At 69.5% G+C, this 18,057-nt stretch carries 20 protein-coding genes; 7 read left to right on the forward strand and 13 right to left on the reverse strand.

The window, feature by feature from the left end:
- Window positions 1-289: 289 nt before the first annotated feature.
- The gene (locus tag I9P22_RS17700) at window positions 290-1,042 is read left to right on the forward strand and encodes an ABC transporter permease (protein ID WP_199260815.1); all 753 of its coding nucleotides are present in this window, start codon (window positions 290-292) and stop codon (window positions 1,040-1,042) included.
- Here the strand turns inward: I9P22_RS17700 and I9P22_RS17705 are convergent.
- Window positions 1,039-4,179: a calcium-binding protein gene (locus I9P22_RS17705; protein WP_199260816.1), complete on the reverse strand. Its 3,141-nt coding sequence runs from the start codon at window positions 4,177-4,179 to the stop codon at window positions 1,039-1,041. The genes I9P22_RS17700 and I9P22_RS17705 overlap by 4 nt on opposite strands.
- A gap of 204 nt (window positions 4,180-4,383) precedes the next feature.
- Between I9P22_RS17705 and rfbC the strand changes: the two genes are divergently transcribed.
- The 4 genes from rfbC to rfbA are packed head-to-tail and all read left to right on the forward strand — an operon-like array spanning window position 4,384 to window position 7,737.
- Window positions 4,384-4,965, forward strand: a complete 582-nt coding sequence (rfbC, locus tag I9P22_RS17710; RefSeq protein WP_199260817.1) for a dTDP-4-dehydrorhamnose 3,5-epimerase — start codon at window positions 4,384-4,386, stop codon at window positions 4,963-4,965.
- Window positions 4,962-5,999, forward strand: a complete 1,038-nt coding sequence (gene rfbB, locus I9P22_RS17715) for a dTDP-glucose 4,6-dehydratase (RefSeq protein WP_199260818.1) — start codon at window positions 4,962-4,964, stop codon at window positions 5,997-5,999. Before rfbC ends, rfbB begins: the two co-directional genes overlap by 4 nt.
- The gene (rfbD, locus tag I9P22_RS17720) at window positions 5,996-6,847 is read left to right on the forward strand and encodes a dTDP-4-dehydrorhamnose reductase (protein ID WP_199260819.1); all 852 of its coding nucleotides are present in this window, start codon (window positions 5,996-5,998) and stop codon (window positions 6,845-6,847) included. The genes rfbB and rfbD overlap by 4 nt, the downstream gene beginning before the upstream one ends.
- A complete protein-coding gene (gene rfbA, locus I9P22_RS17725; RefSeq protein ID WP_199260820.1) occupies window positions 6,844-7,737 on the forward strand; it encodes a glucose-1-phosphate thymidylyltransferase RfbA in 894 nt (297 codons plus the stop codon). The genes rfbD and rfbA overlap by 4 nt, the downstream gene beginning before the upstream one ends.
- 16 nt (window positions 7,738-7,753) lie before the next feature.
- Here rfbA and I9P22_RS17730 read toward each other — a convergent pair whose 3' ends face one another.
- From I9P22_RS17730 to I9P22_RS17775, 10 genes are all read right to left on the reverse strand, one after another.
- Complete coding sequence (locus I9P22_RS17730) at window positions 7,754-8,704, reverse strand: glycosyltransferase (protein ID WP_199260821.1); 951 nt, start codon at window positions 8,702-8,704, stop codon at window positions 7,754-7,756.
- A 75-nt stretch (window positions 8,705-8,779) separates the two neighbouring features.
- A complete protein-coding gene (locus tag I9P22_RS17735; protein ID WP_199260822.1) occupies window positions 8,780-9,388 on the reverse strand; it encodes a hypothetical protein in 609 nt (202 codons plus the stop codon).
- A gap of 12 nt (window positions 9,389-9,400) precedes the next feature.
- A complete protein-coding gene (gene flgH, locus I9P22_RS17740) occupies window positions 9,401-10,153 on the reverse strand; it encodes a flagellar basal body L-ring protein FlgH (protein ID WP_199260823.1) in 753 nt (250 codons plus the stop codon).
- A 10-nt stretch (window positions 10,154-10,163) separates the two neighbouring features.
- Window positions 10,164-10,580, reverse strand: coding sequence for a flagellar basal body P-ring formation chaperone FlgA (gene flgA, locus I9P22_RS17745; protein ID WP_199260824.1), 417 nt, complete (start codon window positions 10,578-10,580; stop codon window positions 10,164-10,166).
- Complete coding sequence (gene flgG / locus I9P22_RS17750) at window positions 10,580-11,365, reverse strand: flagellar basal-body rod protein FlgG (protein WP_199260825.1); 786 nt, start codon at window positions 11,363-11,365, stop codon at window positions 10,580-10,582. Before flgG ends, flgA begins: the two co-directional genes overlap by 1 nt.
- 11 nt (window positions 11,366-11,376) lie before the next feature.
- Complete coding sequence (locus I9P22_RS17755; RefSeq protein ID WP_199260826.1) at window positions 11,377-12,093, reverse strand: flagellar hook-basal body complex protein; 717 nt, start codon at window positions 12,091-12,093, stop codon at window positions 11,377-11,379.
- 3 nt (window positions 12,094-12,096) lie between these two features.
- A complete protein-coding gene (locus I9P22_RS17760; RefSeq protein ID WP_019352202.1) occupies window positions 12,097-12,363 on the reverse strand; it encodes a flagellar biosynthetic protein FliQ in 267 nt (88 codons plus the stop codon).
- Between the two features lie 9 nt (window positions 12,364-12,372).
- Window positions 12,373-12,663 (reverse strand): flagellar hook-basal body complex protein FliE, encoded by a 291-nt coding sequence (locus tag I9P22_RS17765; RefSeq protein ID WP_199260827.1) that lies wholly within the window; start codon window positions 12,661-12,663, stop codon window positions 12,373-12,375.
- A gap of 11 nt (window positions 12,664-12,674) precedes the next feature.
- On the reverse strand, window positions 12,675-13,067 hold the full coding sequence (gene flgC, locus I9P22_RS17770) for a flagellar basal body rod protein FlgC (RefSeq protein ID WP_199260828.1): 393 nt from the start codon (window positions 13,065-13,067) through the stop codon (window positions 12,675-12,677).
- Window positions 13,068-13,069: 2 nt separating this feature from the next.
- Window positions 13,070-13,459, reverse strand: a complete 390-nt coding sequence (locus I9P22_RS17775) for a FlgB family protein (protein ID WP_199260829.1) — start codon at window positions 13,457-13,459, stop codon at window positions 13,070-13,072.
- A 104-nt stretch (window positions 13,460-13,563) separates the two neighbouring features.
- Here I9P22_RS17775 and I9P22_RS17780 point away from each other — a divergent pair, with 104 nt between their 5' ends.
- A complete protein-coding gene (locus I9P22_RS17780; protein ID WP_199260830.1) occupies window positions 13,564-14,880 on the forward strand; it encodes a FliI/YscN family ATPase in 1,317 nt (438 codons plus the stop codon).
- 124 nt (window positions 14,881-15,004) lie between these two features.
- Entirely contained in the window at window positions 15,005-15,736 is a 732-nt protein-coding gene (locus tag I9P22_RS17785) for a Crp/Fnr family transcriptional regulator (protein WP_199260831.1), read from the forward strand.
- 1 nt (window position 15,737) lies between these two features.
- On the opposite strand, the gene I9P22_RS17790 is transcribed toward I9P22_RS17785, so the two are convergent.
- Complete coding sequence (locus I9P22_RS17790; protein WP_199260832.1) at window positions 15,738-16,577, reverse strand: extensin-like domain-containing protein; 840 nt, start codon at window positions 16,575-16,577, stop codon at window positions 15,738-15,740.
- 2 nt (window positions 16,578-16,579) lie between these two features.
- The coding region (locus I9P22_RS17795) for a L,D-transpeptidase family protein (protein ID WP_199260833.1) at window positions 16,580-18,057 on the reverse strand (1,478 nt) is incomplete at its 5' end.

Raw genomic sequence — 18,057 nt, forward strand, 5'->3', positions numbered from 1 at the left:
CGGGCTGGGCGTGGAACGGCCGGTTCGGGCCGGGCTGGGCCGGGCCCGCCGGCGCCGGGCTGGGGGCAGGGCGCGCGGGATCGTGCTGTTGGGCGGCCGGCTGGCCGGCCTGGCCTCCGGCCGGGGTGGTGGGGGTGGTCACAGCAGTGGCGCTTTCGCTGGTTTACCTTTTCCGTGCAGTTGTTACATATTGCTGCCCGCCAAGACCAGCTTTTGCGTTCACATGTCCGACATTTCCTCCGGTAACCGCCGACCGCAGCGCCCGTATCGCCACGGGCCGCGCTTTCGCATGATGCGCATCATCTTCGCGCTGATGCTGCGCGAGATGGCGACGACCTATGGCCGGTCGGCCGGCGGCTATATCTGGGCGGTGCTCGAGCCGGTGCTGGGGGTGACGCTGCTGTCGGTGATCTTCAGCCTGGCGCTGCAGACGCCGGGGCTGGGCACCAATTTCCCGCTGTTCTACGCGACCGGCTTCCTGCCCTTTGCCATGTTCAACGACCTGACGAACAAGGTCGCCAGCTCGATCCGGTTCTCGCGCCCGTTCCTGGCCTATCCCAGCGTCACCTTCATCGACGCGATGATCGCCCGGGTGCTGCTGAACGCGCTGACGCATATCGCGGTGATCGCCATCGTCATCACCGGCATCTATGTGATCTACCAGCTGCCGGTGGTGGTGAACCTGGCCTCGGTCTTCGAGGCGCTGCTGCTGGTCACCCTGCTGGCGGTCGGGGTGGGGACGATGAACTGCTACCTGATGACCGCCTTCCCGATCTGGGAGCGGGTCTGGCAGATCGCCACCCGGCCGCTTTTCCTGATGTCGGGGATCTTCTTCACCTATGACCTGATGCCCAGCCAGGCCCAGAACATCCTGTGGTACAACCCGCTGATCCATTGCATCGGCCTGATGCGGCAGGGCATCTACCCGACCTATCAGGGCAGCTATATCAGCCAGGAACTGGTGATCGGCGTCTCGCTGGTGCTGCTGGTGCTGGGGCTTATGCTGCTCGAGCGCACCTATCGCGACCTGCTGGAACGCTAGAGCAGCAGGTCGGACGCGTTCAGCGTCTCCAGGGCGCCCAGCTCGATGGTCAGGTCGGCATTGCCGTCGCCGTCGCCGTCGATCTGAAGCCGGTGCGCCTCGGGCTGCGTCCAGTCCATGCGCACCTGCCCGCTGCCATTGGCCGAGAAGGCGGTCTCGCCGATGAAGCTCAGGCCGAGGCCCGACAGGTCGATCCGGTCCTCGCCGGGCTGGAAATCCGTGATCGCATCGCTGCCGCCTTCCAGGGCGGCGACATCGGAAAAGACGAAGACATCCGCCCCGGTGCCGCCGGTCAGGCTGTCGAGGCCGGCGCCGCCCGCCAGCCGGTCGTCGCCCTCGCCGCCGTCGAGCAGGTCGTGACCCAGGCCGCCGGAAAGCATGTCGTTGCCGATGCCGCCGTCGATCACGTCATGACCGTCGCCGCCCAGGATCAGGTCGTTGCCGACCCCGCCGGAAAGCATGTCGTTCCCCGGCCCGCCGTCCAGAGAATCGTCGCCCGACTCGCCATGCACGGCATCGTTGCCCAAGCCGCCCAGCATGCTGTCGTTGTCGGCACCGCCGAACATCAGGTCATGGTCCTGGTTGCCGTTCATCAGATCGGCCCCGGCCATGCCGAAAAGCGTGTCATGGCCGAAGCCGCCATGCAGCGCGTCGTCGTCCTCGGCGCCGTTCAGCAGATCATGGCCGTCGCCGCCGATCAGCGTGTCCCGTCCCGTCCCGCCATCGAGATTGTCCAGACCGCGGCCGCCGTCCATGCGGTCGTCGCCCTCGGCGCCCAGCAGCGTGTCGATGCCGTCGCCGCCGTTCAGGCTGTCATTGCCCAGCCCGCCCAGCAGGTAGTCGAAACCGGGGCCGGCGATCAGCGTGTCGTCGCCCGGCCCGCCATGCAGCCGGTCGGTGCCGGCGCCGGTCTGCATCCGGTCGTTGCCGCCGCCGCCCCAGAGCGTGCCGTTGCCCAGCATGTCGGTCATGCGGTCGTTGCCGTCGCCGCCCAGGATCAGGTCCTGCCCGTCGCCGCCATAGAGGGTATCGTTGCCGGAGCCGCCATCCAGGCTGTCATTCCCCGCCCCGCCGTCGATCCAGTCATTGCCGCCGGCGCCCAGCAGCGTGTCGATGCCCAGCCCGCCCGCCATGCTGTCATTGCTCAGCCCGCCGAAAAGATAGTCCAGGCCGGCGCCGGCGATCAGCGTGTCATGGCCCGATCCGCCGTAAAGCCGGTCGGTGCCGGCGCCGGTCTGCATCCGGTCGCCGCCGTCGCCGCCCCAAAGCGTGTTGTTGCCCAGCAGGTCGAACATCGCATCGTCGCCGGCCTCGCCATGCAGCAGGTCGTGGCCGGCCTCGCCCCGCAGGATGTCGGCGCCGGCGCCGCCGGCCAGCGTGTCGTTGCCCGCGCCGGCCCATAGCCGGTCGTTGCCGTTGCCGCCGAACAGTCGGTCGAGGCCGAGGGCGCCGAAGGCGCGGTCGTTGCCGTCGCCGCCGCGCAGCGTGTCGTTGCCGGGCGCGCCGAAAAGGTCGTCATTGCCGGCACCGCCCAGCAGCAGGTCGTTGCCAGCATAGCCGAAGACGTTCGAGCCGTTGCGGCCGGCGCTGAGGGTATCGTTCCGCAGGGTGCCGGAGACGGTGGTGCGCATGTCGGGGGCCTCGTAATGGGCGATGGGGAAAAGCGAATTGTCGAAGGCGCTGGCCTGCAGCATGCTGTTGTCGGGGGTGGTCACCCAGATCACAGAATCGCCGTAGAAGATCTTGATGCCGAAGGCTTGCGGGCGAAACACCAGCTGGTCGGTGCTGCGGATCATGCCCAGGAAGGACAGGTCCAGCCGGTCCACGCCCGGCTCGAAATCGGTGATGACGATCTTGCCGTCGACCTCCCTGACGACGAAGATGTCGGCGCCGTTGCCGCCGGTCATCCGCAGCGGCTCGGCCCCGGCGATCAGGATGTCATCGCCCGCGCCGCCCTCGAGATGCGTGGTGCCGGCACCGGCCTGCATCATGTCGCTGGCTTCGGTGCCGGTCTGGCGGCCGGTCCCGACCACGCCGGTGCCGCCGATGCCGCCCGGCTCGAAGACGAATTGGGTGATGCCGCCTTCGGTCCGGGACGAGGCGAAGAGCGCGATCCGACCGTCGATCACCGCCGCCGACAGGGCCGAGACATCGGCCAGCGTCCGGTCGTCGGCATCGACCAGCGTGGCCAGGTGCAAGAGCTTGCCGTCGGGCAAGACGGTGAAGACGCTGATCCCGTCGTCGCCGCCGCCGACGAAGACGAAGGCGCGGCCGTCCATGGTCACCGTCTCCAGCGCCGTGGCGCCGGAAAAGCGGGTCGTGCGCTCGTCGAGGACATGGTCGGCCGGCAGCAGCTCGCCGCCATAGGTCAGCCGCATGGTGGTCAGGGAGGAGCTTTGCGCACCGGCGATCACCAGATAGGTCATCCCGGCCACGCTGACCGTGCCCAGGTGGCTGGGCTGGTCCATGCCGAGCCCGCGATAGGACCAGAGCATCTGCGCCGGCCCCAGCCGGCCGTCGGCCAGCACTATCTGCACCGAGACGTAGTTGCCCATCCCCGAGGCGGTGATGATGAAGCTGCGGTCGGCCAGGGCGGCGACATGCAGCGCGTCGATCTCGGTCCCCTGCACGCCCGAGCCCGCCGGCAGCGCCGCCCGCGTCACATGGTCCAGCCGGCCATCGGCACCGATGCGCCAGATGTCGATGGCGGTCCGCCCGTCCTGCGCCGTGCACAGGAAATCGCCCAGCGGCGTCTGGAACTGCTCCAGCCGGATCAGGTCGGCGGGCAGGGCGACCGGCCCGGCGGCCTCCTGGAAACTGCCCTGGCCGTCCAGGCGGAAGCCGGGCCCCGGTTCCGCGCGCAGCCCGGTGCCGATCAGCACCGGCGCGCCGTCCAGTGTCACGATGCTGGCCGTGGGCAGGCCGGCATAGCCGATGCCGGCCGGATAGGCCTGTGCCGTCATCATCTCGATTGGCTGGTCGGCGGCGGCGATGCGCCAGGCCACCATGCCGCCGCCCATATGGGTCAGGCTGTAGAGCGCATGCCCGTCCGGGCCCGCATGGGTCCGCAGGTCGGTGATATTGGTCACGAAAGGCGCGTCTGCGCCGGAATAGGTGGCAACGTGACGATAGCGCATGGCCGGCTTCGCTTGTGGCAGATCATGGTGGTTCCGGGGCAATGTCCCATGGCCCAACAAGGCGATGACTCGCTCCGTGAAGTCACGCATTATTCCCCGTGCATTTTAACGGCTGCGGGCATAGGTTGGGTGCCGGCGCAGCCCTTGCGCGCCGTGTTGGGTTCCTCCATACGATCCCGCGTGGAGCTAGTCTGGTAGATAGGGATGCAGATCGAAAAGACGGCGCTGCCGGGCGTTCTGGTGCTTGTTCCCCGGCGCTTCGGCGACGACCGCGGGTTCTTCTCGGAAAGCTGGAACCGCAGGCTGCTGCACGAGGCCGGGGTGGACCTGCCGGAATTCGTGCAGGATAACCATTCGTTGTCATTGGCTTGCGGGACATTGCGCGGCCTGCATTTCCAGGCGCCGCCGCATGCCCAGGGCAAGCTGGTGCGCTGCGGGCGCGGGCGGCTCTTCGACGTGGCCGTGGACATCCGCAAGGGCAGCCCGACCTATGGAAAGTGGTTCGGCGCCGAGCTGTCCTTCCAGAACGGCCGCCAGCTCTGGATCCCGCCGGGCTTCCTGCACGGTTTCCTGACCCGGGAGCCCGAGACGGAAATCCTTTACAAATGTACCGATCATTACGCGCCGGATTGCGACGGGGCGGTGGCCTGGGACAGTATCGGCATCGACTGGGGCCTCGACGGCCGGCCGATCCTGTCGGCCAAGGATGCCGCGGCCCCGGCCCTGAACGCGTTCGACAGCCCCTTCACCTATGAGGGGCCTTTTGATTACGAGGCGAGATTATGAAGATTCTGGTGACCGGCGGCGCGGGATTCATCGGCTCGGCGGTGGTGCGGCTGGCGGTGGCGCGGGGGCATCGGGTGGTGAACCTGGATTCGCTGACCTATGCCGCCAATCTGGAAAACGTCGCCTCGGTCGCCGGCAGCCCGCGCTATGCCTTTGAACGCGCCGACATCCGCGACCGCGCGGCGCTGGACCGCATCCTGGCCGAGCACCGGCCCGACGCGATCATGCACCTGGCCGCGGAAAGCCATGTCGATCGCTCGATCGACGGGCCGGCCACCTTCATCGAGACCAACGTCACCGGCACCTGCAACCTTCTGGAAGCCGCGCGCGCCTGGTGGACCGGGCAGGGCCGGCCCGAGGGCTTCCGCTTCCACCACATCTCGACCGACGAGGTTTTCGGCTCGCTGGGCGAGACCGGCCAGTTCACCGAAGCCACGCCCTACGACCCGCGCAGCCCCTATTCGGCCTCGAAAGCCGCCTCGGACCACCTGGTCCGCGCCTGGCACGAGACCTATGGCCTGCCGGTGGTGCTGACCAATTGCTCGAACAATTACGGGCCCTTCCACTTCCCGGAAAAGCTGGTGCCGGTGGTGATCCTGAACGCGCTGCACGGCCGGCCGATCCCGGTCTACGGCGACGGCGGCAATGTCCGCGACTGGCTCTATGTCGAGGATCACGCCGAGGCGCTGCTGCTGGTGCTGGAAAAGGGCCGCATCGGCCGCAGCTACAACATCGGCGGCGAGAACGAGGCCAGAAACATCGACCTGGTGCGCACGATCTGCGCGCATATGGACCGGCTGCGCCCGGATGCCGCGCCGCATGAGCGGCTGATCAGCTTCGTCGCCGACCGGCCCGGCCACGACCGGCGCTATGCCATCGACCCCTCGCGCATCCGCACCGAGCTGGGCTGGCGCCCCTCGGTCACGGTCGAGGAGGGGCTGAGGCGGACCGTGGAATGGTATCTGGCGAACGAGGACTGGTGGCGGCCGCTGCTGGGCCGGCAGGGGGTGGGCGAAAGGCTCGGCACGGCATGAAGGGCCTGCTGGTCTTCGGCCGCACGGGGCAGGTCGCGACCGAGCTGGCGCGGCTGGCGCCCGGGGCGCGCTTCCTGTCCCGCGACCGGGCCGATCTTTCCGACCCGGCGGCCTGCGCCGCGGCGATCCGCGCCTCGGGTTGCGCGGCGGTGCTGAACGCCGCGGCTTACACCGCTGTGGACCGCGCCGAATCCGAGCCCGACCTGGCGCACAGGATCAATGCCGAGGCTCCCGCCGCCATGGCCCGGGCGGCGGCGGACCTGGGCCTGCCCTTCCTGCATCTCTCGACCGATTACGTCTTCGACGGCTCGGGCGCGCGGCCCTGGTCCGAAACCGACCCGACCGGCCCCCTGGGCGTCTACGGTGCCTCGAAACTGGCGGGAGAGCAGGGCGTCGCCGCCGCCGGCGGGCAATGGGCGGTGCTGCGTACCTCCTGGGTGTTCTCGGCCCATGGCGCGAATTTCGTCCGGACCATGCTGCGGCTGGGCGCCGAGCGCGACGCACTGCGCGTCGTTGCCGACCAGCAGGGCGGCCCGACGCCTGCGGCCGACATCGCCGCCGCCTGCCTGACCATGCTGGCGGCCATGTGCGCCGATGCGGGGCGCGGCGGCCTCTATCACTTCGCCGGGGCGCCCGATACCAGCTGGGCCGGCTTCGCGCGCGAGATCATGGCGCAGGCGGGGCTTTCCTGCCGTGTGACCGATATTGCCACGGCGGATTATCCCACCCCCGCCCGGCGCCCGGCCAATTCGCGCCTGGATTGCGCCGCCATTCTGCGGGATTTCGGCATCAACCGCCCCGACTGGCGCGCCGGTCTCGCCCAGGTCTTGCAGGAGCTGAAACCATGACCCCATCCGAACATCCCGCCAGCGGCCGCAAGGGCATCATCCTGGCCGGCGGCTCGGGCACGCGGCTTTATCCGATCACCATGGGCGTGTCGAAGCAGCTGCTGCCGATCTATGACAAGCCGATGATCTATTACCCGATCACCGTGCTGATGCTGTCCGGCATCCGCGAGATCGCCATCATCACCACGCCCGAGGACCAGGAGCAGTTCCGCCGCCTCTTGGGCGACGGCAGCCAATGGGGGCTGCGCTTCGACTACCTGGTGCAGCCCTCGCCCGACGGGCTGGCCCAGGCCTATCTGCTGGCCGAGGCGTTCCTGGCCGGCAGCCCGTCGGCCATGGTGCTGGGCGACAACATCTTCTTCGGCCACGGCCTGCCGCTGCTGCTGGCCGCCGCCGATCGGCGGACCCGGGGCGGCACGGTTTTCGGCTATCGCGTCGCCGACCCGGAACGCTATGGCGTCGTCGCCTTCGACGATCACGGCAAGGCCAGCGCCATCATCGAGAAGCCCGAGCAGCCGCCTTCGGATTACGCCGTCACCGGGCTTTATTTCCTGGACGGCACCGCGCCCGCCCGCGCGCGCGAGGTGCGCCCCTCGGCCCGCGGCGAGCTGGAGATCACCACCCTGCTGGAAACCTATCTGCACGAGGGCAGCCTGACGGTCGAGCAGATGGGCCGCGGCTTTGCCTGGCTCGACACCGGCACGCATGCGAGCCTGCTGGATGCCGGCAATTTCGTGCGCACGCTGGAACAGCGCCAGGGGCTGCAGACCGGCTGCCCCGAGGAGATCGCCTTCGACAAGGGCTGGATCGACGCCGCCACGCTGCAGCAGCAGGCGCGGAAATTCGCCAAGAACCAGTATGGCGCCTATCTGGCGCGCCTGCTGGGATAGCCCGTTTGCCCGTCGTTCATCGGCCCGTGGCCTGCCGCGGCTGGCGGAGCCGGCCGGCAAGGGCCGCGACCAGCAGGGCCGCGGTTCCGCGCCGGCTTTGCCGGTAAAGCCGCATCCTCAGGATCTGGACAAGCGCTTCCGGCCCGCTCGCCCGCAGCACCCGGCCGAAGCGCTGCAGCAACTCCCTGTTCTCGGGCAGGAGCAGATGCGCCACGGGTTCCAGCGCGCGCTGGTTGCGCCCCAGCCAGCCGGCGAAGCTGCCATCCGCCAGCATCGAGGCGCGGCTGGCCTTGGCTCTGGCCGTGTCGTTGCGGCCCATCAGATTGCCCGGGTGCTGGCGATAGAGCAGGACCTGGGCGCTGTCTCGCCGGATCGCGGCCCCCGCCCCGGAAAGCACCTGATAGGCCCACCAGTCATGGGCATGGACACCGGCGGCCTGGGCCGCGGAGGTGGCCGCCTGCAGGATCCGCAGCGCCTCGGCATTGGCCAGGATGGTGTTGCCCGGCAGCGCCGACTGCACCAGCGCATTGCGAAAACCGAAGGGGCCGGGGAAATGCGGCGCCGGGGCGATGGGGGTCAGTGCCTCGTCGCAGATCGTGGTTCGCGCGGCCCAGATCGCGGCACCCTTCCTGTCGGCCAGAAAAGCCGCGCCGCGCGCCAGGCGGTCGGGATGCCAGACATCGTCCTGGTCGGCATAGGCCAGCCACCCGCCGGGATCGGCGCGCGCGGTCAGATGCAGGAAGTTCTGCGTCGATCCGCGCCGCGGCCCCTCGATCACCTCGACCTGGCCCCTGGGGTGGGTGGCGGCGAATGCGTCCAGGATCTGCCGCGCGCCATCGGTCGAGCCGTCGTCGGACACCAGAAGCCGCCAGTTGGTCACGCTTTGCGCGGCGATGCTGTCGAGCTGGGCGCGCAGGAAGCGCGCGCCGTTATAGCTGGCCAGGGCGATGGTGATCGGCGGGTGCATGCGGTCTCCGAAGCGACGCGATGCCCATATACCGATCGGCGCCGCCCGGCCAGTGCTGGCGTGCGGCGGCGCCGGCTATTGCTCCTGCCGGCCGATATCCTCGATCAGGATGCGCTGCACGCCGGGCCCCGCCGCCTTCCGGCCGGCGGCCAGCAGCGCCGCGCGCAGGCGCTGCAGGGCCGGCTCGGCGGTGAAATTGCCGTCGAAGCCGCCGGTATTCGCCTGGATCATCAGCGCGTTCAGCAAGGCGTCGCGCAGGCGATGTTCCTGCGCCTCGATCTCGGGCCGGGCCGAGGCCGGCATCTCGATGGTCAGCGACAGGACCATGATCGCGGTCGGGCTGCCGTTGCGCATGATCGGCACGAAGAACTGGTTGGGGAATTTGAACCAGTCGAGGCCGGATTCGTCCTCGGCACCGGCGCCATGGCCCCCGGCGGTGGCGTCGTGCCCCTCGGCCGCGGCGCCGTGCCCGGCCTCCTCTTCCGCGCTATGTCCGGCGCCGGCCTCGGCATCCGCCTCCTTCGCCTCCTCCGCGTCGGCATGCGCCGGCTCGGTCTCGGTCTCGGTCTCGGGCGATGCCGCTGCCGTCTTGTCCTCGTCTTTCGCCGCATGCAGCATGTCGCCGCCGATCGCGCCGCCGACGAAGGCCAGCAGGGGCACGAGCAGGATCAGGATCTTCTTCACGGCCGGGCTTCCTTAATAGGGCAGGACGATGTCGGCGATCTGCTGGCCATAGCGCGGCTGCTGGACGTCGCTGATCTGGCCGCGGCCGCCATAGGAGATGCGGGCGCCGGCGATGCGGTCATAGGATATCTCGTTGCGCCGGCCGATATCCGAAGGGCGGACGAAGCCGCTGACCGTCAGCTCGCGCACCTCGTAATTTACCCGCACCTCCTGCGTGCCCTGGATGCGCAGCACACCGTTGGGCAGGCGGTCGACCACGGTCGCGGCGACTCGCAGGGTCAGCTTGTCGCGGCGCGAGATGTTGCCGCTGCCCTTGAAGCTGGAGGAGGCCTTGGCCTCGGCCAGCTCGTCCATGCTGGCGCCCTCGGGCAGCGCCTCGTCGATGCGCTGCGGCAGGCCCATCATCGAGGGGATGCTGACCTTGTCGGCCGAGGCGCGGCTGCGGCCCGAACTGTTCTGGATCTCGGCGCTGTCGTCGATCTCGATGACCACGGTCAGGATATCGCCGCGGGCCGAGGCGCGCCGGTCCGCCACCAGCGAATTCCGCGCGCCGGTCCAGAGCGACGCGGCGCTGTCCGGGCGGTCCGGCAGCTCCTGCATGCCATGGCCCTGCGATGTCATGGCCTGGAATTCGACGCTGCTTTCCGGCTCGGTCATGTCGGGTACCCGGCCGACCTGTGCGACCCGGTCGCAGGCCGAGAGCGACAGGGCGACGAGCGCGGTCCCGATCAGGAAGCCGGGGCGAAGGGGCGTGGCGTAGGGCATGGGATCTCTTTCAGTTCTGCTCGACGACGACGGTGCCGTCCGGGGCGACACGGCCCGAGACGGTGACGCGCGATGCGTTGTTCATGACACGGATGATCTGGCCGACGCTGCCGGCGGAAAGGGCGCGGCCCTCGGCCTCGATGCGCAGGGCGGATTTCTCGTAGGCGATGGTGACGATCTGGTTGCGGCCGACCAGCGTGGGCGCGGTCAGGAAGGACGGGTCGATGCGCCGACCCTGGTAGACCATGACCCGCAGCTGCTGGCCGGCGACCTGCGCGACATCCTCGACCCCGCCGGGCTGGTCCTTGGCGATGGCGACGTCGCCGGGGGCGATCACGGTGCCGGCGGGCAGGGTGCGCGTGGCCACCACCGATCCGGCCAGCGCCGCTTGCGGCAGCATGAGCAGCAGGAGGACCAGGGCTTTCATCAGCGCACCTGCACCGTGGTGCCCAGCATCTGGTCGGCGGCGGTGATCACCTTCGAGTTCAGTTCGTAGCCGCGCTGCGCCTTGATCAGCTCGGCGATCTCGCGCACCGGGTCGACGGCGCTTTCCTCCAGGAATCCCGAGCGGATGGTGCCCAGCCCCTCTTGCCCCGGCGTGGCGACCTGCGGCGGCCCCGAGGCCACGGTTTCCAGGAACAGGTTCGAGCCGACCGCCTCGAGCCCCTTCACGTTGACGAAATTGGCCAGGGTGATCTGGCCCAGGTTCTCGGGTTCGACGCGGTCGCTGAAATAGGCGAAGACCTCGCCATTGGCGTTGATCGAGATGCTGCGTGCGTCCTGGGGGATGGTGATGTCGGGGACCAGCGGATAGCCCTCGGAAGTGACGACCTGCCCCTCGGCCGAGCGTTTCAGGCTGCCGTCGCGGGTATAGGCCGAGAGGCCCGAGGGCAGGGTGACTTCCAGATAGCCGCTGCCGTCGATGGCGATGTCCAGGTCGCCCTTGGTTTCGGTCAGCGACCCCTGGGCCGGCATGATGGTGACGCTGGCCGGCCGCACGCCCAGGCCCAGCTGGACGCCGGCGGGAACCATGGTGCCGTTCGTGGCGGTCAGCGTGCCCGGCCGGGTGGCCTGCTGATATTGCAGGTCGGCGAATTCGGCCCGCCGGGCGTTGTAGCCCGTGGTCGACATGTTGGCGAGGTTGTTCGAGATGACCTCGACGCGCATCTGCTGCGCGCTCATCCCGGTGGCTGCGATCTGAAGGGCTCTCATGTCCTGTCCTTTCACCGGCTCAGGGAGGTGATGGTCTGGCGGATGCGCTGGTCCTCGCGGTCGAGGAAGCTTTGGCCCAGCTCATAGGCGCGCTGGACCTCGATCATGCGCGACAGCTCCAGCACCGGATCGACGTTGGAGTCCTCGAGGAAGCCCTGGCGGAGGACGGGCTCCTCCACCGGCTCGACCGCGCCGCCGGGGTCGAAGAGCGTGCCGGCCTCGTGCCGCAGCTTCGCCGGCTCCGGCGCGGCGAAGACGCCGATCCGGCCGACCGGGTTGCCGTCGGCCGAGACGGTGCCGTCGGTGCCGATGCCGACGCTGCGCACCCCGGCGGGAATCACGATCGGGGCCTGGCCGTCGTCGAGCAGCTGGTGGCCGTCCGGGTTGACCAGCTCGCCCTCGGCATTGGTCATGAAGGCGCCGGCCCGGGTCAGGCGGTTGCCCTGCGGGGTCTGCACCATCAGGAAGCCGTCGCCGTCGATGGCCATGTCGAACTGGCCGTTGGTCTGGGTCATGCCGCCGGCACCGAGATCGATCATCCGGCCGCGGCCATTGGCCATGGCCAGCGTCTCGCCCCGGCGGTCGAGCGGCACCATGTATTCCGAGAACACCACCCCCTCGCGCCGGAAGCCGGTGGTGTTGGCATTGGCGATGTTGTTGGCGACCGTGCGCATCTCGCGCATCAGGCCGGATTGCCGGGTCAGGGCGACGTAGATACCGTTGTCCATGGCCTAGGAGCCCGCGATCTGCGGCAGGATCTGGTCGGTGAAGAAGCTGGCCAGGGTTGCGGTCATGAAGCTCATGCTGACCCAGAACACCACCAGCATCAGGCCGATCTTGGGCACGAAGGTCAGCGTCATCTCCTGCACCGAGGTCAGCGCCTGGAACAGGCCGATCACCACGCCGGCGACCAGCGCCACGATCAGCAGCGGCGCCGACATGCGCACCGCGATCCACAGCGCCTGGCGGGTCAGGTCGAAGATCAGGTTCTCGTCCATGGCTGTCCCTCAGACCGGCATGCGCAGGATTTCCTGGTAGGCCTCGACCACCTTGTCGCGGATGGCGACCACGGTCTCGAGCGCGATCTCGGCCTGGGCGATGCTTTGCACCAGCTCATGCGTGTCGCTCCGGCCCGTCATGGCGCCGGTGGCGGCAAGGTCGACCTGCTCCATCACCCTGGCGAAATCGCTGGCGGCGGCGGTCACGCCCTGCGGCAGGCCCTCGGCCGGGGCGACGGCGGGGCGGGCGCGGTCATAGGCCGTTGCGGCGGCAGTTGCGGCGAGTGTCGAAGAAATCATGGCGGTTCCCCTTAGCGGCGGATCAGGTCCAGCAGCGCGCTGCCCATCTGCCGGGATTGTTCGAAGACGCGCAGATTGGCCTCGTAGCTGCGGCTGGCCTCCTTGGCGTCGGCGATCTCGATGACCAGATCGACATTCGAACCGGCGTAATAGCCCTCGTCATCGGCCATCGGATGGGCCGGGTCGAAGACGCGCGGCAGCTCGCGTCGGTCGAATCGGGTCGGGCCGGCGGCGACGGCGCCGGTCGGGCGGCCGAAATCGACCTGTTCCTGAAAGGCCACCACCTTGCGGCGATAGCCCGGCGTGTCGGCATTGGCGATGTTTTCCGAGATATGGCGCAGCCGCACGGATTGCGATTTCATCCCCGAGACAGCCAGCTCGGTCGCCGAGAGCGAATCGGCCATGGTCAGCTCCTCCGTCCGATACTGGTGCGGATCAACGCCAGCGAGGATTTCGTCACCGCCAGCGACAGGTCGAATTCGCGCTTGGCCGCGGCGCTGCGGAACATCTCCTCCTCGATCGAGACGGTATTGCCGTTCGGGGCCGGCTCGCCCCCGGCATCCAGGATGCGCGCGGCCCCGCCGCCCCAGCCGACCCCGGTCAGGTGGCCGGGACGCGAGGCGCGCATCTCGGCCGCGACATCCGAGCGATAGGTGTCCGCGAAGCCGGCAAGGTCGCGCGAGCGGAAGCCGGGCGTGTCGGCATTGGCGACGTTGCGAGCGATCAGCTTCTGGCGTTCGGCCGCATGGGCCGTCAGCGCGCTGGCCATCCGCAGGGTTTCGATCCGGTCAAACATCGAGGCTTCTCCCCTGTTCCGATAACCGGGTCTTAACCCCAATAGGTTTAGAAACCCTTTCGCGGCCCCGGCCTGCTGCGGAAAAGGGAAACGGAATGAATAAAATGCAGTCTATCGCGGCCCGGATGCGCCGCCTGCGCATGACCCGGCATTTCGGCCGGGTCAGCGCCATCCAGGGGGGGCTGATCCTGGCAAGCGGACTCAGCAGCCATGCCTCCTTGGGCGACCGCGTCGTGTTTTCAATGGGTTCCGGGGGCGGCCTGGCCGGAGAGATCGTGGCGCTGCATTCCGGCCAGGCGGCGATCCTGTCCGAGGGGCCGATGGACGGGCTGTCGATCGGCACCCAGGTCGAGCTGGTCTTCGCGCCCTCGCTGGCGCCGGCCAATGCCTGGATCGGGCGAATCATCGACCCGTTCGGCAGGCCGCTGGACGGCCGCCCCCTGCTTGCCGGCGGCGAGGAGCGCGGCTTTCGCCCCGCGCCGCCGCCGGCTGCCCTGCGCAACCGGCTGGGCGGGCGGCTGGATACCGGGCTGGCGGTCTTCGACACGCTGCTGCCCTTGGTGCGCGGCCAGCGCATGGGGCTGTTCGCGGGCTCGGGCGTCGGCAAGTCCACGCTGCTCTCGGCCCTGGCCAAGGGGGTCTCGGCCGACGTGGTGGTGATCGCCCTGGTCGGCGAGCGCGGGCGCGAACTGCGCGAATTCGTCGAGGAGACCCTGGGCGAGGAGGGCATGGCGCGCTCGGTGGTGGTGGCGGCGACCTCGGACCAGTCGCCCCTGATGCGGCGGCGATGCGCCTGGGCGGCAATGACCGTGGCCGAGCATTTCCGCGACCAGGGCCGGCATGTGCTGTTCCTGGCCGATTCGATCACCCGCTTCGCCGAGGCGCATCGCGAGATCGCGCTCGCCGCCGGCGAAAGCCCCAGCTATCGCGGCTTTCCGCCTTCGGTCTCGCATCTGATCATGTCGCTGGCCGAGCGGTCGGGGCCGGGGCCCGCGGGGGCGGGCGACATCACCGCGATCTTCAGCGTGCTCGTCGCGGGGTCCGACATGGAGGAGCCGGTGGCCGACATCCTGCGCGGCGTGCTGGACGGCCATGTGGTGCTGGACCGCGCCATCGCCGAGCGCGGCCGGTTCCCGGCGGTGAACGTGCTGCGCTCGGTTTCGCGCTCGTTGCCGCAGGCGGCGACGCCGGCCGAGAATGCGCTGATCGCCCGGGCGCGGGCGGTCCTGGGCCTTTACGCCGAATCCGAGCTGATGATCCGGGCCGGGCTTTACGCGCAGGGATCGGACCCGAAGCTGGACGAGGCGGTGCGGCTTTACCCGGCGCTGGACCAGTTCTTCACTTGCTCCAGCCCCGATGCGCAGCACAGCTTCGCGCGTCTCGCCGAGGCCCTGGGTGCGGCGCCGGCGCGGGCCGTCTGACCGGAAGGACGCGCGCGAATCCTGCAGGTTTGTGGCATGATTGATAAATGTTGACCGGAGTCCCGGGGTGATTGCAGCGCCGCCGCCGCGTTGACACTCTCCCGCGGTCGAGCCGAGGAGCGTCATGGCGATCACCGAATATTTTGTCCGCTACCTGCAGCGAAGGGATCTGCTGTCCGAATCGGACATTGCCTGCCTGCGCACGATCCCCACCCTGCATGCCCGCTTTCGCCCGGGCGAGGTGATCGTGCCCCGCGGCCGGCTGGCGACGCGCAGCTGCATGATGCTGCGCGGCATGGCGGCGCGTCAGCACGAGCTGGCCGGGCGCCCGGGCGAGCGGGTGATCACCGCCCTGCATGTGCCGGGGGATTTCGTCGACCTGCACGGCTTCGTGCTGGCGGGGCTGGAACATGACGTGGTCTCGGTCGGCGAATCTGAGGTCGAATTCGTCGACCATGCCGATCTGCGGCGCGTCACCCAGGAATTCCCGCATCTGACCCGGCTTTTGTGGATGGCCACGGTGATCGACGCGGCGATCCACCGGCAATGGCTGGTGGCGGCGGCCTCGCTGCGCTCGAGCGCGCATCTGGCGCATCTGCTGTGCGAACTCTACACCCGGCTGGCCAGCGTCGGCGCGGCGCAGGATCACCGCTTCGTCCTGCCGCTGCTGCAGAAGGAACTGGCCGATATCCTGGGCTATACCTCGATCCATGTGAACCGCGCCGTGCGCGACCTGCGCGCCGGAGGGTTGATCCGCTGGACCGGCGGCGAGGTCCAGATCCTGGATTGGTCGCGGCTGGCACGGCTGGCGCGCTTCGACCCGGAATACCTGGAGCTCGACCGGGTCCGGCGTTGAGTCACTGGCATAGCCGCCAGCCGCCGTTCCGTTGCTTGATGTCCAGATGCAGGTGGTCGTCATGTGCCGCATTGGCGCCGGGGCCGAGGACCGTGGTGAAATGCAGGCAGGCGGTGCCGCGCACGGCCCTCTGGAAGGCTTCCGACCAGTCGCCGCTGTCCTTGCGGGGCGCGACGGCGATCCGGGTGCCGTCCTCGAAGCGGAAGGCGGCGATGTCGAAGGCGTTGCCGAAGGCATGTTCCGAGAGCTTGGCGCCGTCATTGCCGACCGTGGCCCGGCATTGATAGGTCGAGCCGGGCTCCAGCGCCGCCAGCCTGGGCTGGTCGGGCAGCAGGGCGGCGGCCGGGCGCACGAAATCGCGCAGCCAAAGCGCCAGGTGGCGCGCCGTGTCGCAGCGCATCAGCGCGCCGCCCGGGATCTCGATGCCCGGCAGCGGCGCGCGCAGCAGGATCGGCCGGTCGATGCCGCAATCGCGCTGCCGGGGATCGGTGACCGGCGCCTGTTCGCTGTAATCCGCGCCGAGCAGCGTCAATGCCAGCAGGCAGGCGGAATAGTCGAAATCGCTTTCCCGCAGGGTGGCGTGGATGGGCGGGCCCGGCGGGTCGGCGGGCTCGGTTTCCGGCCGCTCCGCTTCGGCGGCGGCCGGCTTTGCCGCTGCGGGCCGGGGTTTCCTGTCACGTTCGGGCTCGGGCTTTTTCCCCGTTTCGCCGGCGGGCGGCGCGGCTTCGGGGTCCGGGCGCGGGGCCGGGTGTTCCATGGGCGCAGCCGGGCGCGGCGCCGGCGCCTCTTGCGCCATGGCCAAGCCCGGCAGCGCCATCAGGATCAGCGCCAGCCCGCGCATCCTCAGGGCGCCTGGACCTGCGGATACAGCGTCACGCTGCCCTGGGGCTGGCCCGGCAGGGTCTCGGGCAGGGTGACATCCGAGGGGTATTCGGGCTCCTCGCCGGGGATGGCGGGGGCGGGGGTCGCCGGCACCAGCGGCTCGGTCGAGCCGGGCGTCGCCGGGGTGATGACCAGCGGCGAGGGTTCGGCGATGGCGGGCCCGGCGATGGCGGCGGCGGTGGATGCGGCGGCCTCGGCAATGGCGGCCTCGGGGATCGCGGTTTCCGTGATCGCGGCGGCGGCCGGCATGACGGTGGCGGCTTCGGCCTGGACCGGCGTCTCGGCGGCCAGCACCTGCGGCGGCACCCGGTTGCCGCGTGGCACCGGGCGGGTGCCGGCGATGGTGGCCGTCACCGCCGTCTGCGATGCCGCGACCAGCGGCGAGGCCCCGGCCGAAACCCCGGTCACATCGGCGATGCTGACCCCGGGGGCGAGGAATTCCACGGTCGTCACCTTCGGCTTCACCATATGCGCCAGTTCCCAGGCATCCCAGTTCGTCAGCCGCACGCAGCCATGCGACTGGTTCAGGAACAGCTGCGAGGGGGTGGCGGTTCCGTGGATGCCATAGGTGGGCTCGCTCAGGTCGATCCAGACATTGCCGACCGGCGCGTTCGGCCCCGGCGGGATGGTCAGCACCCGGTCGTTCTCGCCCTGCTTGAAGTTGCGATGCGGGTTGTAGGTATAGGTCGGGTTCAGCGCCACTGCATCGACGCTGTGATTGCCATGCGGCGAGGGCGTGTCGGCCGAGCCCACCGTGGCCGGATAATCCGCGACCAGCCTGCCGCGGGCGTCATAGGCAGAGACGCGGCGGGTCTGCTTGTCGACGATGATCCGGGTCACGCTGGCGCGAATCGGCTTGGCCGGGACGGTGACATGGATGATCTCGCCGGGTTGGAAGGCGGCGCCGGGATTGAGCTTGGCGAGGAATTTCTCGTCCATGTGGAAGCGCTCGGCCAGCTTCTCCAGCACGCTGGTATAGCCCTGCGAGGTCATCGCCGCCTTCTGGGCATAGTCGGCGGGGATGTTGTCCACCAGGCCGGTCGCGTCTTCCTCGGTGATGGTGTAATCGGCGGTCAGCGGCGACAGGCCATAGCCCTGCAGCAGGTCCCAGACCGCATGGTCCATGCGCCCGGTCGCCGCCAGGCCCGCGCGGCGCTGGAAGGCCTTGATGGCGCTTTCGCTCATGCCGCCGCGCCAGCCGTCCACCACGCCCGGCGAGATGCCCGAGCGGTCCAGCAGCACCTGCACCTTGGCGGTCAGCGCCGACTGGCCGGCGGGCAGGTCGCCGCCGTCATATTGCGCCTGCTCGATCTCGTCGCGGGTGATCGAGATCAGCGCCCTGGGCCGGGGCGGCGCCACCGGCGCGATGGCCGGGGCCTGGGCGGTGGCGGGCGCGATGGCCGGGACGGTGGCCGCGGGCTGCGCCCAGCCGGGCGCCA

This window comes from Paracoccus binzhouensis, assembly GCF_016446475.1.
Classification (GTDB): Bacteria; Pseudomonadota; Alphaproteobacteria; order Rhodobacterales; family Rhodobacteraceae; genus Paracoccus; species Paracoccus binzhouensis.

Bases quoted from the DNA above. Each gene is read 5' to 3' on its own strand.
- I9P22_RS17700 (WP_199260815.1), top strand. From the start codon at position 290: ATGATGCGCATCATCTTCGCGCTGATGCTGCGCGAGATGGCGACGACC.
- I9P22_RS17705 (WP_199260816.1), bottom strand. From the start codon at position 4,179: ATGCGCTATCGTCACGTTGCCACCTATTCCGGCGCAGACGCGCCTTTC.
- rfbC (WP_199260817.1), top strand. From the start codon at position 4,384: ATGCAGATCGAAAAGACGGCGCTGCCGGGCGTTCTGGTGCTTGTTCCC.
- rfbB (WP_199260818.1), top strand. From the start codon at position 4,962: ATGAAGATTCTGGTGACCGGCGGCGCGGGATTCATCGGCTCGGCGGTG.
- rfbD (WP_199260819.1), top strand. From the start codon at position 5,996: ATGAAGGGCCTGCTGGTCTTCGGCCGCACGGGGCAGGTCGCGACCGAG.
- rfbA (WP_199260820.1), top strand. From the start codon at position 6,844: ATGACCCCATCCGAACATCCCGCCAGCGGCCGCAAGGGCATCATCCTG.
- I9P22_RS17730 (WP_199260821.1), bottom strand. From the start codon at position 8,704: ATGCACCCGCCGATCACCATCGCCCTGGCCAGCTATAACGGCGCGCGC.
- flgH (WP_199260823.1), bottom strand. From the start codon at position 10,153: ATGCCCTACGCCACGCCCCTTCGCCCCGGCTTCCTGATCGGGACCGCG.
- flgA (WP_199260824.1), bottom strand. From the start codon at position 10,580: ATGAAAGCCCTGGTCCTCCTGCTGCTCATGCTGCCGCAAGCGGCGCTG.
- flgG (WP_199260825.1), bottom strand. From the start codon at position 11,365: ATGAGAGCCCTTCAGATCGCAGCCACCGGGATGAGCGCGCAGCAGATG.
- I9P22_RS17755 (WP_199260826.1), bottom strand. From the start codon at position 12,093: ATGGACAACGGTATCTACGTCGCCCTGACCCGGCAATCCGGCCTGATG.
- I9P22_RS17760 (WP_019352202.1), bottom strand. From the start codon at position 12,363: ATGGACGAGAACCTGATCTTCGACCTGACCCGCCAGGCGCTGTGGATC.
- I9P22_RS17765 (WP_199260827.1), bottom strand. From the start codon at position 12,663: ATGATTTCTTCGACACTCGCCGCAACTGCCGCCGCAACGGCCTATGAC.
- flgC (WP_199260828.1), bottom strand. From the start codon at position 13,067: ATGGCCGATTCGCTCTCGGCGACCGAGCTGGCTGTCTCGGGGATGAAA.
- I9P22_RS17775 (WP_199260829.1), bottom strand. From the start codon at position 13,459: ATGTTTGACCGGATCGAAACCCTGCGGATGGCCAGCGCGCTGACGGCC.
- I9P22_RS17780 (WP_199260830.1), top strand. From the start codon at position 13,564: ATGCAGTCTATCGCGGCCCGGATGCGCCGCCTGCGCATGACCCGGCAT.
- I9P22_RS17785 (WP_199260831.1), top strand. From the start codon at position 15,005: ATGGCGATCACCGAATATTTTGTCCGCTACCTGCAGCGAAGGGATCTG.
- I9P22_RS17790 (WP_199260832.1), bottom strand. From the start codon at position 16,577: ATGCGCGGGCTGGCGCTGATCCTGATGGCGCTGCCGGGCTTGGCCATG.